Genomic DNA, 14,077 nt, shown 5'->3' with positions numbered 1-14,077 from the left:
TCATGGCTATTCGTAACTACAAGCCGACGACCCCCGGTCGTCGCGGCTCGTCGGTCGCCGACTTCGCTGAGATCACCCGTTCGACGCCGGAGAAGTCGCTGCTTCGTCCGCTGCCGAAGACCGGTGGCCGCAACAGCTCGGGCCGCATCACCACCCGTCACATCGGTGGTGGCCACAAGCGCCAGTACCGCGTGATCGACTTCCGTCGTCACGACAAGGACGGCGTGGACGCCAAGGTCGCACACATCGAGTACGACCCGAACCGCACCGCGCGCATCGCGCTCCTGCACTACGTGGACGGCACGAAGCGTTACATCATCGCGCCGAACAAGCTCAAGCAGGGCGACGTCATCGAGCAGGGCCCCGGCGCCGACATCAAGCCCGGCAACAACCTGCCGCTGCGCAACATCCCGGTCGGTACCGTCATCCACGCGATCGAGCTCCGCCCCGGTGGCGGCGCCAAGATGGCCCGCTCCGCCGGTGCCTCGGTGCGTCTCGTCGCGAAGGACGGCCCCTACGCGCAGCTCCGTCTGCCGTCGGGCGAGGTCCGCAACGTCGACGCCCGCTGCCGCGCCACCATCGGCGAGGTCGGCAACGCCGAGCAGTCCAACATCAACTGGGGCAAGGCCGGCCGCATGCGCTGGAAGGGCGTCCGCCCGACCGTGCGTGGTGTCGCGATGAACCCGGTCGACCACCCGCACGGTGGTGGTGAGGGCAAGACCTCCGGTGGTCGTCACCCGGTCAGCCCGTGGGGTCAGGCCGAGGGCCGGACGCGCAAGCCGAACAAGCCGAGCGACAAGCTCATCGTCCGTCGCCGTAACGCCGGCAAGAAGCGCAAGTAGGAGTTCAGAAGATGCCACGCAGTCTGAAGAAGGGCCCCTTCGTCGACGAGCACCTGCTCCGCAAGGTCGTCACGCAGAACGAGGCCAACACCAAGAACGTGATCCGCACCTGGTCGCGTCGCTCGATGATCGTCCCGAACATGCTCGGGCACACGATCGCCGTGCACGACGGCCGCAAGCACATCCCGGTGTTCGTCACCGAGTCGATGGTCGGTCACAAGCTCGGCGAGTTCGCGCCGACCCGCACCTTCCGTGGTCACGTGAAGGACGACAAGAAGGGCCGTCGCCGCTAACGCGGGGACGCTGAAGGAGGAACGAAATGGTGGAGTCGATCGCACGCGTGCGACACATCCGCGTCACGCCTCAGAAGGCCCGTCGCGTCATCGAGCTGATCCGCGGCAAGCAGGCCCACGAGGCGCTCGCCATCCTGAAGTTCGCCCCCCAGGGCGCTTCGGAGCCCGTGTACAAGCTGGTCGCCTCGGCGATCGCGAACGCACGTGTCAAGGCGGACTCGACGAACAGCTTCCTCGACGAGCGCGACCTCTACGTGAGCCGCGTCTTCGTCGACGAGGGCACGACCCTGAAGCGGTTCCAGCCGCGTGCCCAGGGCCGCGCCTTCCGCATCAACAAGCGCACCAGCCACATCACGGTCGTCCTCGCGACGCCGGAAGAGGCCGAGGTCGCCGCGACGAGCAAGAAGGCGAGCAAGTAATGGGCCAGAAGGTCAACCCGTACGGCTTCCGTCTCGGGATCACGACGGACCACGTCTCGCACTGGTTCACCGACAGCAAGAAGGCCGGTCAGCGCTACGCCGACTACGTGGCCGAGGACATCAAGGTGCGCGAGTACCTGAAGAAGACCCTCGACCGCGCCGGCGTCGCCCGCATCGAGCTCGAGCGCACCCGTGACCGTGTCCGCGTGGACATCCACACGGCGCGTCCGGGCATCGTCATCGGCCGCCGCGGCGCCGAGGCGGAGCGCGTCCGCAGCGAGCTCGAGAAGCTCACCAAGAAGCAGATCCAGCTCAACATCCTCGAGGTCAAGAACCCCGAGACCGAGGCCCAGCTCGTCGCGCAGGGCATCGCCGAGCAGCTCTCCGCTCGTGTCGCGTTCCGTCGCGCCATGCGCAAGGGCCTGCAGGGTGCACAGCGCGCCGGCGCCAAGGGTGTCCGCATCCAGGTGTCGGGTCGTCTCGGCGGCGCCGAGATGTCGCGCTCGGAGTTCTACCGCGAGGGCCGTGTGCCCCTGCACACGCTCCGCGCGAACATCGACTACGGCTTCTACGAGGCCCGGACCACGTTCGGCCGCATCGGCGTGAAGGTCTGGATCTACAAGGGCGACATCACGAACAAGGAGCTCGCTCGCGAGCAGGCGAACCAGCGTTCGTCGCGCCCCGAGCGTCGTGGCGGCCCGCGTGGCGAGCGCGGCGACCGTGGGGACCGCCGTGGCGGCGACCGCGGCGGCCGCCAGCAGCAGGCCCCGCAGGACGCGCCGGCCGGCGCAGGAGTTGAGGCGTAACCATGCTTATTCCCCGTCGAGTCAAGCACCGCAAGCAGCACCACCCGAAGCGCTCGGGTCAGGCCACCGGTGGTACCAAGGTCAGCTTCGGCGACTACGGCATCCAGGCCCTCACCCCGGCGTACGTGACCAACCGTCAGATCGAGTCCGCTCGTATCGCCATGACGCGTCACATCAAGCGTGGCGGCAAGGTGTGGATCAACATCTACCCGGACCGTCCGCTCACCAAGAAGCCGGCTGAGACCCGCATGGGTTCCGGTAAGGGCTCGCCCGAGTGGTGGGTCGCCAACGTCAAGCCGGGTCGTGTGCTCTTCGAGCTCTCCGGCGTCAGCGAGGACATCGCTCGCGAGGCGCTGACCCGTGCAATCCACAAGCTGCCCCTCAAGGCACGCATCATCAAGCGCGAGGAGGGCGACGCATAATGGCGATCGGTTCCAAGGAGCTCCGTCCGACGGAGCTCGACACCTTCGAGAACGAGCGTCTCGCTGACGAGCTGAAGAAGGCCAAGGAGGAACTCTTCAACCTCCGCTTCCAGTCGGCCACCGGCCAGCTGGAGAGCCACGGTCGTCTCCGTGCCGTCAAGCGCGACATCGCACGCATCTACACGGTCCTCCGTGAGCGCGAGCTCGGCATCCGTGCCACCCCCGCGCCCGTCGAGACCGCCACCAAGGCCAAGAAGACGACGAAGAAGGCTGACAAGCCCGCCGAGTCGACCGAGGCCGCTACCGCCGAGGAGAACTGATGGCGAACGAAGAGAACAACTCCGCCGCCTCGACCCGCGGCTACCGCAAGACCCGTCGCGGCTACGTGACGAGCGACAAGATGGACAAGACCATCGTGGTCGAGGTCGAGGACCGCGTGAAGCACGCGCTCTACGGCAAGATCATCCGCCGCACGTCCAAGGTGAAGGCGCACGACGAGCTCGGCACCGCCGGTGTCGGCGACCTCGTCGTGATCAGCGAGACCCGTCCCCTCAGCGCCTCCAAGCGCTGGCGCCTGGTCGAGATCCTCGAGAAGGCCAAGTAGGCCCCGGCCTGCTTCGGAATAGGAGACAGCAGTGATTCAGCAGGAATCCCGCCTGAAGGTCGCCGACAACACGGGTGCCAAGGAGATCTTGACCATCCGCGTGCTCGGTGGCTCGGGTCGTCGCTACGCCGGTCTCGGTGACGTCATCGTCGCCACGGTGAAGGACGCCATCCCCGGCGGCAACGTGAAGAAGGGTGACGTCGTCAAGGCGGTCATCGTTCGCACCAAGAAGGAGACCCGTCGTCAGGACGGCTCCTACATCAAGTTCGACGAGAACGCGGCAGTGATCCTCAAGGCCGACGGCGACCCGCGCGGTACGCGCATCTTCGGTCCGGTCGGTCGTGAGCTCCGTGACAAGAAGTTCATGAAGATCATCTCGCTCGCGCCGGAGGTGCTGTAAGCCATGGCGAACATCAAGAAGGGTGACCTCGTCCAGGTCATCACGGGCGCCAAGCAGGAGCGTGGCGGCGACCGTGGCAAGCAGGGCAAGGTCATCGAGGTCCTCAAGGACAAGAACCGGGTCGTCGTCGAGGGCGTGAACTTCGTCACGAAGCACGTCCGCGTCGGCCAGACGCAGCGCGGTTCGAAGACCGGTGGCATCGAGCAGCACGAGGCTCCGATCCACGTCTCGAACGTCGCGATCGTCGACCCGAAGACCGGGAAGCCGACCCGCGTCGGTTTCCGCAACGAAGAGGTGGAGAAGGACGGCGTCACCAAGACCGTCCGCGTCCGCTACGCCAAGAAGTCGGGTGAGAAGCTCTGATGACCGACACGACTGCCGCGCCGGAGACCAAGGTCGAGCCGCGCCTCAAGCAGAAGTACAAGAACGAGATCAAGGCTGCCCTCACCGAGCAGTTCGGCTACGCGAACGTCAACCAGGTCCCCGGCCTGGTCAAGGTCGTCGTGAACACCGGTGTCGGTGAGGCCGCTCGCGACTCGAAGATCATCGACGGGGCCGTCAAGGACCTCACGGCGATCACGGGTCAGAAGCCGGTCGTGACCAAGGCCCGCAAGTCCATCGCGCAGTTCAAGCTGCGCGAGGGCCAGGCCATCGGCGCGCACGTCACCCTCCGCGGTGACCGCGCGTGGGAGTTCATCGACCGCCTCGTCACCCTCGCACTGCCCCGCATCCGCGACTTCCGCGGTCTGAGCGACAAGCAGTTCGACGGGAACGGCAACTACACGTTCGGTCTCACGGAGCAGTCGATGTTCCACGAGATCGACCAGGACCGCATCGACCGCGTGCGTGGCTTCGACATCACCGTCGTGACCACCGCGAAGACGGACGACGAGGGCCGCGCGCTGCTCCGCCAGCTCGGCTTCCCGTTCCGTTCGGCCGACCAGACGGTCTAAGCTAGTCCGGGCGTTGCGGGCCGGAGGATTCACGTCCTCCGGCCCGCACGCACGAACACACCGACTCCGGGGAACCGCCCCGGGGTCACCCGATCGCTCAGGTCGGCATTCGTGGAACGGGTGTCGAAACCAGGCGAAGAATGGACGACCATCATGACGATGACCGATCCGGTCGCAGACATGCTGACCAGATTGCGGAACGCGAACTCGGCGCACCACGACGCCGTCTCGCTGCCCAGCTCCAAGCTGAAGAAGAACATCGCCGAGATCCTCAAGCGCGAGGGTTACATCAGCGAGTGGAAGATCGAGGACGCCCGCGTCGGGCAGACCCTCACGATCGACCTCAAGTACGGCCCCGAGCGCGAGCGTTCGATCGCCGGCATCAAGCGCGTCTCGAAGCCCGGTCTCCGGGTCTACGCGAAGTCGACGGAGCTCCCCCAGGTCCTCGGTGGCCTCGGCGTGGCGATCCTCTCGACCTCGTCGGGACTGCTCACCGACCGTGAAGCCGAGCAGAAGGGCGTGGGTGGGGAAGTCCTCGCCTACGTGTGGTGATCGACAATGTCTCGTATCGGACGTCTCCCCATTGACATCCCCGCGGGTGTGACCGTCTCCATCGACGGCCAGAACGTCGCGGTCAAGGGCCCGAAGGGCGAGCTCGCGCTCGTCGTCGCGGAGCCCATCCAGGCCAAGGTCGAGGAGAACCAGGTCCTCGTCACCCGTCCGGACGACGAGCGCAGCTCGCGTGCGCTGCACGGCCTGACCCGCACCCTCATCGCCAACAACATCCTCGGCGTGACCCAGGGCTACTCCAAGGGCCTCGAGGTCGTCGGCACCGGTTACCGCGTGCAGGCGAAGGGCAGCAACGTCGAGTTCGCGCTCGGCTACTCCCACCCCATCACGGTCGAGCCGCCGGCGGGCATCAGCTTCGCCGTCGAGGGCAACAACAAGCTCACCGTGTCGGGCATCGACAAGCAGGCCGTCGGCGAGGTGGCTGCCAACATCCGCAAGCTGCGCAAGCCCGAGCCCTACAAGGGCAAGGGTGTCCGCTACGCCGGCGAGATCGTGCGCCGCAAGGCCGGAAAGTCAGGTAAGTGATCATGGCTCTCGGTATCCGAGGAAAGAGCAAGTCGGCCGCCAAGGCGCGCCGTCACAACCGTCTCCGCAAGAAGATCACCGGCACCGAGTCGCGTCCGCGTCTCGCTGTCACCCGGTCGTCGCGTCACGTGTTCGTCCAGGTCATCGACGACGCGAAGGGCCACACGCTGGCCAGCGCGTCGACGATGGAGGCCGACCTCCGTTCGTTCGACGGCGACAAGACGGCCAAGGCCCGTCGCGTCGGCGAGCTCCTCGCCGAGCGCGCGAAGGCCGCCGGCGTCGAGGCCGTGGTCTTCGACCGCGGTGGTAGCAAGTACGCCGGTCGCGTCGCCGCGATCGCCGATGGTGCCCGTGAAGGAGGGCTGAACCTGTGAGCGACATCGCGAACAACAACGAAGCGGCCGAGACCGAGACTGCGACCGAGACCGAGACCGAGACCGCGACTGCGGCCAAGGCCGCGACCGGCAAGGAAGCGGAAGCCGCTCCCGTCGCCGAGCGCCCGGTCGAGACCGCCGCGGGCTCCGCGTCGAACAACCGCGACAACGCCGACCAGCGCGGCCGTCGTGGTGGTGGACGTGACCGTCAGCAGGGCCGCGACCGCAACAACCGCGGTGCCGACAGCCAGTTCCTCGAGCGCGTGGTGACCATCAACCGCGTCTCGAAGGTCGTCAAGGGTGGTCGTCGCTTCAGCTTCACGGCGCTCGTCGTCGTCGGTGACGGCAACGGCCTCGTCGGTGTCGGCTACGGCAAGGCGAAGGAAGTCCCGACCGCGATCTCGAAGGGCGTCGAGGAGGCGAAGAAGAACTTCTTCCGCGTCCCCCGCGTCGGCAACACCATCCCGCACCCGGTGCAGGGTGAGGCCGCTGCCGGTGTCGTGCTCCTGCGTCCGGCCGCTGCCGGTACCGGTGTCATCGCCGGTGGTCCGGTCCGCGCCGTGCTCGAGTGCGCCGGCATCCACGACGTCCTGAGCAAGTCGCTCGGCTCGTCGAACACCATCAACATCGTGCACGCGACCGTCGAGGCGCTGCAGCAGCTCGAGGAGCCCCGTGCGGTCGCGAGCCGTCGTGGCCTCGACGTCGACCGGGTCGTCCCGGCTCGCCTGCTCCACGCCGAGGCCGCAGCCCTGCGTGCCGCGACCGAGAAGGCAGGTGCGTGATGGCGATGCTGAAGATCACGCAGACGAAGTCCGTTATCAGCGAGAAGCAGTACCAGCGCGACACCCTGCGCAGCCTGGGCCTCAAGCGCATCGGCCGTACGGTCCTGCGTGAGGACAACGCCCAGAACCGTGGGTACATCGCGACGGTGGCGCACCTCGTGAAGGTCGAGGAGGTCGACGCATGAGCGACGAGAAGAACGAGCGCGTGCAGGTGCTGAAGCTGCACCACCTCCGCCCCGCAGCGGGCGCCAAGAAGGACCGCACCCGTGTGGGTCGCGGTGAGGGCTCGAAGGGCAAGACGGCCGGCCGTGGCACCAAGGGTCAGAAGGCCCGCTACCAGGTCAAGGTCGGCTTCGAGGGTGGGCAGATGCCGCTGCACATGCGCACCCCGAAGCTGCGCGGGTTCAAGAACCCGTTCCGCGTCGAGTACCAGGTCGTGAACCTGGACAAGATCGCGGAGCTCTATCCGAACGGTGGCGACGTCACCGTTGCGGACCTGGTCGCCAAGGGCGCCGTCCGCAAGAACGAGAAGGTCAAGGTTCTCGGTCAGGGTGACATCAGCGTGAAGCTCACGGTCTCGGTCGACAAGGTCTCGGCGTCCGCCGCCGAGAAGATCGCGGCTGCTGGCGGCACCGTCTCCCAGTAACCCCCGTCGGCGGCCCGTGCGTTTGCGCACGGGCCGCCGTTACGGTTTCCTTGACAGTGGCCGGCGTCCGTCGGTCTGGTCGGCGCTGCCGACCGACACCGTGACGGCCTGAGCAGGCCGCCGGTCCAGAAGTTCGGAGTCCTCGTGTTCAGAGCGGTCGCGCGCATCATGCGCACCCCAGATCTTCGCAAGAAGATCGGCTTCACCCTCGCGATCATCGCGCTGTTCCGGCTCGGGTCGTACATCCCCGCGCCGTTCGTCGACTACGCCGCGGTCCAGTCCTGCCTGGCGAGCGCTTCGTCCTCCGGCGGGCTCTACGACCTCATCAACCTCTTCTCCGGCGGCGCGCTGCTGAAGCTCTCGGTCTTCGCGCTCGGCATCATGCCGTACATCACGTCGTCGATCATCGTGCAGCTCCTGCGCGTCGTGATCCCGCACTTCGATGCCCTCTACAAGGAGGGCCAGTCCGGCCAGGCGAAGCTGACGCAGTACACGCGCTACCTCACCATCGCGCTCGGCGTGCTGCAGTCCACGACGCTCATCACGGTCGCCCGCTCCGGCGCCCTGTTCGGCACGAACGCCTCGGCCTCCTGCTCGTCGATCATCTCGAACACGAGCTGGTACGCGATCATGCTCATGGTCGTCACGCTGACCGCCGGTACCGGTCTCATCATGTGGATGGGCGAGCTCGTCACCGAGCGCGGCATCGGCAACGGCATGTCGTTGCTCATCTTCACGTCGATCGCGGCGCAGTTCCCGTCGGCGCTCTGGGCCATCGAGCAGTCGCAGTCCTTCGAGCTCTTCCTCTTCGTGATCCTCGTCGGCCTGGTCATCATGATGGCCGTCGTGTTCGTCGAGCAGTCGCAGCGGCGGATCCCCGTGCAGTACGCCAAGCGCATGGTGGGACGCCGCACGTACGGCGGCAACAACACGTACATCCCGATCAAGGTGAACATGGCCGGGGTCGTGCCCGTCATCTTCGCCTCGTCGCTGCTCTACCTGCCGGCCCTGGTCGCGCAGTTCAACCAGCCCTCCGACGGCTCCGCGCCGGCGGCGTGGGTGACCTGGATCCAGAACAACCTGACCTCGGGTGACAACTGGTTCTACATGGTCCTGTACTTCCTGCTCATCGTCGGGTTCACCTACTTCTACGTCGCGATCACCTTCAACCCCGAAGAGGTCGCCGACAACATGAAGAAGTACGGCGGCTTCATCCCGGGCATCCGGGCCGGTCGTCCGACGGCCGAGTACCTCGACTACGTCCTGACCCGGGTGACGTTGCCCGGCTCGCTCTACCTCGGTCTCATCGCGCTCATCCCGCTGGCAGCACTGGCGCTGTTCGGCGCGAACCAGAACTTCCCGTTCGGTGGCGCGAGCATCCTCATCATCGTGGGTGTCGGTCTCGAGACCGTGAAGCAGATCGACTCGCAGCTGCAGCAACGTCACTACGAAGGGCTTCTCCGTTGAGCGCACGTCTCATCATCGTCGGACCTCCCGGAGCGGGGAAGGGCACCCAGGCCGGTCGCATCGCCGAGTCGTTCGGCATCCCCGCGATCTCCACGGGCGACATCTTCCGCAAGAACGTGGCCGAGGGGACGCCGCTCGGCGTGCAGGCCAAGGCGATCATGGACGCCGGCGACTACGTGCCGGACTCGCTGACGAACGAGCTCGTGAAGTCGCGCCTCGCCGAGTCGGACGCCGAGCAGGGCTTCCTGCTCGACGGCTACCCGCGCACCGTCGGCCAGGTCGAGTACCTCGACGGCCTGCTCGCGGAGCAGGGGACGGGCATCGACGCGGTGGTGCAGCTCGTCGCCGACCAGGACGAGCTCGTCGGCCGGCTGCTCAAGCGCGCCGAGGACCAGGGTCGCAGCGACGACAACGAGGAGACGATCCGTCGTCGCCAGGAGGTCTACACCGAGCAGACGGCACCGATCGTCGCCGCCTACGGTGAGCGTGGCCTGGTGCTCGACGTCGACGGCCTCGGCTCGATCGACGAGGTCGGCGACCGCATCCAGGCGGCCCTGACCGCGCGCGGGCTCACCGCAGCGGTCTGAACCGACGTGGTCCGCTTCCGCAAGCCGTCGATCTACAAGACGCCGGACGAGCTCCGCGCGATGGTCCGGCCCGGTCTGCTCACCGCTGCGGCACTCGATGCCGTCCGCAAGGCGATCCGTCCCGGCATCACCACGGGTGAGCTCGACGCGATCGCCGAGCGGACCATCCGTGACGGCGGCGGGATCCCGAACTTCCAGCTCGTGCCCGGCTACCGGCACACGCTGTGCGTCTCGGTGAACGACGAGATCGTGCACGGGATCCCCGGCGAGCGTGTCCTCCAGCCCGGCGACGTCGTCTCGGTGGACGCCGGCGCCGAGGTCGACGGCTGGAACGGCGACAGCGCCTTCACGACGGTGGTGCCCGGCGGCGACGCCGCGGTGTCCGCCGCACGCCAGACGCTCGCGGACACGACCGAGCGTGGACTCTGGCACGGGATCGCCGCGTTGGCGCACGCGAAGAACCTGCACGAGGTGGGCTCGGCCGTCGAGGACGCCATCGACGAGACCGGTCGATGGGGCATCGTCGAGGACTTCACCGGACACGGCATCGGTCGCTCCATGCACGAGGACCCGCCCGTGTTCAACTACCGTGTGCGCGGTGCCGGCCCGGCGGTCCGGCCCGGCCTGGTCGTCGCGATCGAGCCGATGGTGACCGCGGGGACGATCGACAGCTCGACGGACGACGACGACTGGACCGTCCGGACCCTCGACGGTTCGGATGCTGCGCACTGGGAGCACAGCGTCGCCGTGCACGCCGGCGGCATCTGGGTGCTCACCGCCGCGGACGGCGGGGCATCGGGCCTCGTCCCGCTCGGCGTGACGCCCGTACCGATCCCATAGCGCGGCTCCGGCAGACGGCCCGGTGATCCGGGCACGGTCGCTCGGGCGCCTCCGTCCGGCGTCGTCGGCCTGGAGGCACGGGTCCCCTCCGCCCCGCCGGGCACACCCGTCCGCCGGTCGCGCCCACCGCGCGTGACCCGTCGTCCGCGCCGGCTGCGGTCCGCGTGCGCGCCTCGCATCCACGGTGGCCGAGTCTCGCGCTCGGCACCCGGCACCCGGGGCCGAGTCTCGCGCGACGCGACGGTCCTCGCGCGTCCGGCCGCCAGTCGTGTCGCTGAGGCCGAGTCTCGCGCCACGCGACGGCCGTCGGGCGCAGGCGGCGGCCGGCCGGGGCCGAGACTCGCGCTGCACGACGGTCCTCGGGTGTCAGGCCGCGAACGGTGTCGCAGGGGGCGAGACTCGAGCGCGCTGAGACGCGCTCCGGTTGCAGCGGGTCAGTTGCCGACCGAGCAGGTCTGCTCGGACGCGCTCTGCCCGGTGATGGACGAGGGGAGCGCGGTCGGCGTGCTCGTGGTCGCGCTGGTACCCGTGCCGCTGCCGGACGTGGCGCCGGGAGCGCGGGTCGGCGTGGCCGACGCCGATCCGGAGCCCGCGGCAGTGCCCGCCGAGGACGTCCCGGACGAGGTGCCCGTCCCCGACGACGTCCCCGCCGCCTCCTTCGACGCCCGCCCCGTGGACGAGTCGCCGAGCGAGGTCCGCTGGTCGTTCTGCAGCGCGACGTTCAGGGTGTGCGCTGCCTCCTGGTCGACGACGACACGGGCGCTGTCCGCCGGGTCGTCGGCGACCGGGTACTGCACGAAGAGCATGTTCGAGGTGCTCATCCCGCGCAGCGCGCTGGCGAGGGACACGAGGGTCTTCGCCTGCGCCAGGCCGTCCGACAGTGTCATGTTCGACAGCGCGGCGCCCGCGAGCTTGTAGAGCGTGAGGGGGTTGGACAGCGTGCCGTCCGCGGTGACCTTGCGGAGCAGGGCGGACAGGAACACCTGCTGCGAGCTGATCCGGGCGAGGTCGCTCCCGTCGCCGACGCCGTGCCGGGTGCGGAGGAAGGCCAGGGCGTCGGACCCCTCGAGCGTGTGAGACCCCGCGGTGAGGTGGAGGCCCGTGTAGGTGTCGTTGATCGGCTGGGCGACGCAGACGTCCACGCCGCCGAGCGCGTTCGACATCTCGATGACGCCGTCGAACGTGATGAGCCCGGCGTACGGGATGCTCAGGCCGGTCAGGTTCTCGACGGTGTCGACCACGCAGGAGACCCCGCCGTTGCCGAGCGCGGTGTTGAACTGCGCCGACGAGGATGCCGGGTACGTGGTCCGCGTCTGCGGGTTCGTGCACGCCGGGATCGGCACCATCAGGTCGCGCGGGAAGCTGACCGCGGTGAGCTGCTGGTGGTCGGCCGAGAGGTGGATGAGCATGGTGACGTCGTTGCGTGCGCCCTCGACGTCCTCGTCGGAGTCGAACTGCCCGACGCGGGTGTCGCTGCCGATGAGCAGGATGTTCGCGCCGCCCTTGATGGCGCTGATGTCGGCGGTCTTCGCGGTGTTCTGGTCGTCGGCGCTGAGGGCCACCGTGTGCGGTGCGGCGGCGAGCTGGGCCCCGGCGATGGCGGCGACGCTCGTGCCGCTGACGAGCACGACCGCGACGGCCGAGGCGACGACCGCCGCGAGCGTCCCCCAGCCGCGATGCCGGGGGAGGCGTCCGTGGCGGGCAAGGGGTCGTCGGGTGGCGTCGGGCACGTGGTCTCCGTTCGGTGGTCCGGCGCAGGCGGCTCGGACGGTGATCGGGTCACGCTAGGGGCCGGCGACGGGAGCCGACCCGCAAGGGGCCGACAAACCACTGTGGAACGTGCAGACGCCGCTGAGAAGCCCCAGACGTGGGCACTCCGACGGGCGCACCGGTCGACTCCACTTGGCAATCCTGGGTTTACCACATAGGATCGATCTTTGGTGTGCTGTGCCCCTACGGGCGTGGCGCCCGACCCGCAGACCGGCTCGGGGATCACACCGGTAATCCAACCAAGCGACAGTGAGGCTATGGCCAAGAAAGACGGCGTCATCGAGATCGAGGGCTCGGTGCTCGAAGCTCTGCCCAACGCGATGTTCCGCGTTGAGCTGACCAACGGACACAAGGTCCTCGCGCACATCTCCGGGAAGATGCGCCAGCACTACATCCGCATCCTCCCCGAGGACCGCGTGATCGTGGAGCTGAGCCCGTACGACCTGACCCGCGGCCGGATCGTCTACCGCTACAAGTGATCCGCGAGCTGGAAAGGAACGGCTCGGCGAACCCGCCGGGCACGAAGCCAGCGAGCACGAGGAAACAACCATGAAGGTCAACCCCAGCGTCAAGCCCATCTGCGAGCACTGCCGAGTGATCCGCCGGAAGGGCCGCGTCATGGTGATCTGCAAGAGCAACCCGCGCCACAAGCAGCGCCAGGGCTGAGCTCCCAGCAGGACCCACAACTCAACACCGAACACGCAGTACCAGAACTCCGGTCCGGCTCACGCCGTGAACGGGGGGACACCTCGGGGCGGAGGCCCGGGCACCGGCACTGCGCCACACCTCCATCGACAACAGGAGCAGCCAGCACATGGCACGTCTAGCAGGCGTCGACATCCCGCGCGAGAAGCGCGTGGAGATCGCACTCACGTACATCTACGGCGTCGGCCGTACCCGCGCGGTCCAGGCACTCGCCGAGACCGGTATCTCCGGTGACATCCGCGTCAAGGACCTGACCGACGACCAGCTCGTCGCCCTCCGTGACTTCATCGAGGGCAACTTCAAGGTGGAGGGTGACCTCCGCCGCGAGGTCGCCGCCGACATCCGCCGCAAGGTCGAGATCGGTAGCTACGAGGGTCTCCGCCACCGTCGTGGTCTCCCGGTGCGTGGTCAGCGCACCAAGACCAACGCGCGTACCCGCAAGGGACCGAAGCGCACCGTGGCAGGCAAGAAGAAGGCCCGATAGGAGATCATCATGGCTACCCCCAAGACTGCCGCGCGCAAGCCGCGCCGCAAGGAGAAGAAGAACGTCGCCGTGGGCCAGGCCCACATCAAGAGCACGTTCAACAACACCATCGTCAGCATCACCGACCCGTCGGGTGCCGTCCTCAGCTGGGCGTCCTCGGGTGCCGTGGGCTTCAAGGGTTCGCGCAAGTCGACGCCGTTCGCGGCGCAGCTCGCCGCCGAGTCCGCCGCGCGTCAGGCGCAGGAGCACGGCGTGAAGAAGGTCGACGTCTTCGTCAAGGGTCCGGGCTCGGGCCGCGAGACGGCGATCCGCTCGCTCCAGGCCGCCGGCCTCGAGGTGGGCTCGATCAACGACGTCACGCCGCAGGCGCACAACGGCTGCCGTCCGCCGAAGCGCCGCCGCGTCTGACGCGAGGAGCAACCGGCCGCGCCCTGCTCGTCCCCTGACGGGGCCGGGCAGGGCCCGCGGCCATTCCTGGTCGTTCGATCGCGCACCGCTGGCCCTCGCGGCCGTCCTGTGCGCGTGATCACAACTCAACAGACCCGTCGGGACCCCAGCGGCCCCGTCGTACCGCCGAGTGTCATATAG

General features: G+C 68.1%; 24 protein-coding genes. 23 read left to right on the top strand and 1 reads right to left on the bottom strand.

Features of this window, described 5'->3' with window-relative positions; genetic code table 11:
* The first annotated feature begins 2 nt into the window (after positions 1 to 2).
* From rplB to map, 19 genes are all read left to right on the top strand, one after another.
* Positions 3 to 842 (top strand): 50S ribosomal protein L2, encoded by an 840-nt coding sequence (gene rplB / locus ACY3FI_RS15095; RefSeq protein WP_058728264.1) that lies wholly within the window; start codon positions 3 to 5, stop codon positions 840 to 842.
* 11 nt (positions 843 to 853) lie between these two features.
* Positions 854 to 1,135, top strand: a complete 282-nt coding sequence (rpsS, locus tag ACY3FI_RS15090; RefSeq protein WP_017885529.1) for a 30S ribosomal protein S19 — start codon at positions 854 to 856, stop codon at positions 1,133 to 1,135.
* Between the two features lie 26 nt (positions 1,136 to 1,161).
* The gene (gene rplV, locus ACY3FI_RS15085; RefSeq protein WP_198656993.1) at positions 1,162 to 1,554 is read left to right on the top strand and encodes a 50S ribosomal protein L22; all 393 of its coding nucleotides are present in this window, start codon (positions 1,162 to 1,164) and stop codon (positions 1,552 to 1,554) included.
* Positions 1,554 to 2,360: a 30S ribosomal protein S3 gene (rpsC, locus tag ACY3FI_RS15080; protein WP_462548418.1), complete on the top strand. Its 807-nt coding sequence runs from the start codon at positions 1,554 to 1,556 to the stop codon at positions 2,358 to 2,360. Before rplV ends, rpsC begins: the two co-directional genes overlap by 1 nt.
* A gap of 2 nt (positions 2,361 to 2,362) precedes the next feature.
* Complete coding sequence (rplP, locus tag ACY3FI_RS15075) at positions 2,363 to 2,782, top strand: 50S ribosomal protein L16 (protein WP_065960031.1); 420 nt, start codon at positions 2,363 to 2,365, stop codon at positions 2,780 to 2,782.
* Entirely contained in the window at positions 2,782 to 3,102 is a 321-nt protein-coding gene (rpmC, locus tag ACY3FI_RS15070; RefSeq protein WP_065960029.1) for a 50S ribosomal protein L29, read from the top strand. The genes rplP and rpmC overlap by 1 nt, the downstream gene beginning before the upstream one ends.
* Positions 3,102 to 3,386: a 30S ribosomal protein S17 gene (gene rpsQ / locus ACY3FI_RS15065; protein WP_066657023.1), complete on the top strand. Its 285-nt coding sequence runs from the start codon at positions 3,102 to 3,104 to the stop codon at positions 3,384 to 3,386. The genes rpmC and rpsQ overlap by 1 nt, the downstream gene beginning before the upstream one ends.
* 31 nt (positions 3,387 to 3,417) lie before the next feature.
* A complete protein-coding gene (gene rplN, locus ACY3FI_RS15060) occupies positions 3,418 to 3,786 on the top strand; it encodes a 50S ribosomal protein L14 (RefSeq protein ID WP_017885523.1) in 369 nt (122 codons plus the stop codon).
* Positions 3,787 to 3,789: 3 nt separating this feature from the next.
* Complete coding sequence (rplX, locus tag ACY3FI_RS15055; RefSeq protein WP_462548417.1) at positions 3,790 to 4,149, top strand: 50S ribosomal protein L24; 360 nt, start codon at positions 3,790 to 3,792, stop codon at positions 4,147 to 4,149.
* On the top strand, positions 4,149 to 4,739 hold the full coding sequence (gene rplE / locus ACY3FI_RS15050; protein ID WP_462548416.1) for a 50S ribosomal protein L5: 591 nt from the start codon (positions 4,149 to 4,151) through the stop codon (positions 4,737 to 4,739). The genes rplX and rplE overlap by 1 nt, the downstream gene beginning before the upstream one ends.
* Before the next feature lie 153 nt (positions 4,740 to 4,892).
* On the top strand, positions 4,893 to 5,291 hold the full coding sequence (rpsH, locus tag ACY3FI_RS15045) for a 30S ribosomal protein S8 (protein ID WP_065960021.1): 399 nt from the start codon (positions 4,893 to 4,895) through the stop codon (positions 5,289 to 5,291).
* A gap of 6 nt (positions 5,292 to 5,297) precedes the next feature.
* Complete coding sequence (rplF, locus tag ACY3FI_RS15040; protein ID WP_462548415.1) at positions 5,298 to 5,834, top strand: 50S ribosomal protein L6; 537 nt, start codon at positions 5,298 to 5,300, stop codon at positions 5,832 to 5,834.
* 2 nt (positions 5,835 to 5,836) lie between these two features.
* Complete coding sequence (gene rplR / locus ACY3FI_RS15035) at positions 5,837 to 6,208, top strand: 50S ribosomal protein L18 (RefSeq protein ID WP_462548414.1); 372 nt, start codon at positions 5,837 to 5,839, stop codon at positions 6,206 to 6,208.
* Positions 6,205 to 6,990 carry a 30S ribosomal protein S5 gene (gene rpsE / locus ACY3FI_RS15030; RefSeq protein ID WP_462548413.1) on the top strand — a complete coding sequence of 262 codons (786 nt, stop codon included), beginning with the start codon at positions 6,205 to 6,207 and terminating at the stop codon, positions 6,988 to 6,990. Before rplR ends, rpsE begins: the two co-directional genes overlap by 4 nt.
* A complete protein-coding gene (rpmD, locus tag ACY3FI_RS15025; RefSeq protein ID WP_031273241.1) occupies positions 6,990 to 7,175 on the top strand; it encodes a 50S ribosomal protein L30 in 186 nt (61 codons plus the stop codon). The genes rpsE and rpmD overlap by 1 nt, the downstream gene beginning before the upstream one ends.
* Complete coding sequence (gene rplO, locus ACY3FI_RS15020) at positions 7,172 to 7,636, top strand: 50S ribosomal protein L15 (protein ID WP_069712812.1); 465 nt, start codon at positions 7,172 to 7,174, stop codon at positions 7,634 to 7,636. Before rpmD ends, rplO begins: the two co-directional genes overlap by 4 nt.
* Before the next feature lie 144 nt (positions 7,637 to 7,780).
* On the top strand, positions 7,781 to 9,103 hold the full coding sequence (gene secY, locus ACY3FI_RS15015; protein WP_462548412.1) for a preprotein translocase subunit SecY: 1,323 nt from the start codon (positions 7,781 to 7,783) through the stop codon (positions 9,101 to 9,103).
* Complete coding sequence (locus tag ACY3FI_RS15010; protein ID WP_462548411.1) at positions 9,100 to 9,690, top strand: adenylate kinase; 591 nt, start codon at positions 9,100 to 9,102, stop codon at positions 9,688 to 9,690. The genes secY and ACY3FI_RS15010 overlap by 4 nt, the downstream gene beginning before the upstream one ends.
* Positions 9,691 to 9,750: 60 nt before the next feature.
* A complete protein-coding gene (gene map, locus ACY3FI_RS15005) occupies positions 9,751 to 10,530 on the top strand; it encodes a type I methionyl aminopeptidase (RefSeq protein ID WP_462550373.1) in 780 nt (259 codons plus the stop codon).
* A gap of 434 nt (positions 10,531 to 10,964) precedes the next feature.
* Here map and ACY3FI_RS15000 read toward each other — a convergent pair whose 3' ends face one another.
* On the bottom strand, positions 10,965 to 12,260 hold the full coding sequence (locus ACY3FI_RS15000; RefSeq protein ID WP_462548410.1) for an LCP family protein: 1,296 nt from the start codon (positions 12,258 to 12,260) through the stop codon (positions 10,965 to 10,967).
* 297 nt (positions 12,261 to 12,557) lie between these two features.
* On the opposite strand from ACY3FI_RS15000, the gene infA reads away from it, so the two are divergent.
* The 4 genes from infA to rpsK all read left to right on the top strand — a co-directional run bounded on the left by infA (position 12,558) and on the right by rpsK (position 13,897).
* A complete protein-coding gene (infA, locus tag ACY3FI_RS14995) occupies positions 12,558 to 12,779 on the top strand; it encodes a translation initiation factor IF-1 (RefSeq protein ID WP_017885509.1) in 222 nt (73 codons plus the stop codon).
* Positions 12,780 to 12,849: 70 nt separating this feature from the next.
* Positions 12,850 to 12,966 (top strand): 50S ribosomal protein L36, encoded by a 117-nt coding sequence (gene rpmJ, locus ACY3FI_RS14990; RefSeq protein ID WP_022903266.1) that lies wholly within the window; start codon positions 12,850 to 12,852, stop codon positions 12,964 to 12,966.
* A gap of 148 nt (positions 12,967 to 13,114) precedes the next feature.
* A complete protein-coding gene (rpsM, locus tag ACY3FI_RS14985; RefSeq protein ID WP_058728274.1) occupies positions 13,115 to 13,489 on the top strand; it encodes a 30S ribosomal protein S13 in 375 nt (124 codons plus the stop codon).
* Between the two features lie 9 nt (positions 13,490 to 13,498).
* Positions 13,499 to 13,897: a 30S ribosomal protein S11 gene (gene rpsK / locus ACY3FI_RS14980; protein WP_017885507.1), complete on the top strand. Its 399-nt coding sequence runs from the start codon at positions 13,499 to 13,501 to the stop codon at positions 13,895 to 13,897.
* Positions 13,898 to 14,077 lie beyond the last annotated feature (180 nt).

This window comes from Curtobacterium sp. RM9, assembly GCF_054956955.1.
This window is presented reverse-complemented; position numbering and strand designations above follow the sequence as displayed.

Bases quoted from the DNA above. Each gene is read 5' to 3' on its own strand.
- rplB (WP_058728264.1), top strand. From the start codon at position 3: ATGGCTATTCGTAACTACAAGCCGACGACCCCCGGTCGTCGCGGCTCG.
- rpsS (WP_017885529.1), top strand. From the start codon at position 854: ATGCCACGCAGTCTGAAGAAGGGCCCCTTCGTCGACGAGCACCTGCTC.
- rplV (WP_198656993.1), top strand. From the start codon at position 1,162: ATGGTGGAGTCGATCGCACGCGTGCGACACATCCGCGTCACGCCTCAG.
- rpsC (WP_462548418.1), top strand. From the start codon at position 1,554: ATGGGCCAGAAGGTCAACCCGTACGGCTTCCGTCTCGGGATCACGACG.
- rplP (WP_065960031.1), top strand. From the start codon at position 2,363: ATGCTTATTCCCCGTCGAGTCAAGCACCGCAAGCAGCACCACCCGAAG.
- rpmC (WP_065960029.1), top strand. From the start codon at position 2,782: ATGGCGATCGGTTCCAAGGAGCTCCGTCCGACGGAGCTCGACACCTTC.
- rpsQ (WP_066657023.1), top strand. From the start codon at position 3,102: ATGGCGAACGAAGAGAACAACTCCGCCGCCTCGACCCGCGGCTACCGC.
- rplX (WP_462548417.1), top strand. From the start codon at position 3,790: ATGGCGAACATCAAGAAGGGTGACCTCGTCCAGGTCATCACGGGCGCC.
- rplE (WP_462548416.1), top strand. From the start codon at position 4,149: ATGACCGACACGACTGCCGCGCCGGAGACCAAGGTCGAGCCGCGCCTC.
- rpsH (WP_065960021.1), top strand. From the start codon at position 4,893: ATGACGATGACCGATCCGGTCGCAGACATGCTGACCAGATTGCGGAAC.
- rplF (WP_462548415.1), top strand. From the start codon at position 5,298: ATGTCTCGTATCGGACGTCTCCCCATTGACATCCCCGCGGGTGTGACC.
- rplR (WP_462548414.1), top strand. From the start codon at position 5,837: ATGGCTCTCGGTATCCGAGGAAAGAGCAAGTCGGCCGCCAAGGCGCGC.
- rpmD (WP_031273241.1), top strand. From the start codon at position 6,990: ATGGCGATGCTGAAGATCACGCAGACGAAGTCCGTTATCAGCGAGAAG.
- rplO (WP_069712812.1), top strand. From the start codon at position 7,172: ATGAGCGACGAGAAGAACGAGCGCGTGCAGGTGCTGAAGCTGCACCAC.
- map (WP_462550373.1), top strand. From the start codon at position 9,751: ATGGTCCGGCCCGGTCTGCTCACCGCTGCGGCACTCGATGCCGTCCGC.
- infA (WP_017885509.1), top strand. From the start codon at position 12,558: ATGGCCAAGAAAGACGGCGTCATCGAGATCGAGGGCTCGGTGCTCGAA.
- rpmJ (WP_022903266.1), top strand. From the start codon at position 12,850: ATGAAGGTCAACCCCAGCGTCAAGCCCATCTGCGAGCACTGCCGAGTG.
- rpsM (WP_058728274.1), top strand. From the start codon at position 13,115: ATGGCACGTCTAGCAGGCGTCGACATCCCGCGCGAGAAGCGCGTGGAG.
- rpsK (WP_017885507.1), top strand. From the start codon at position 13,499: ATGGCTACCCCCAAGACTGCCGCGCGCAAGCCGCGCCGCAAGGAGAAG.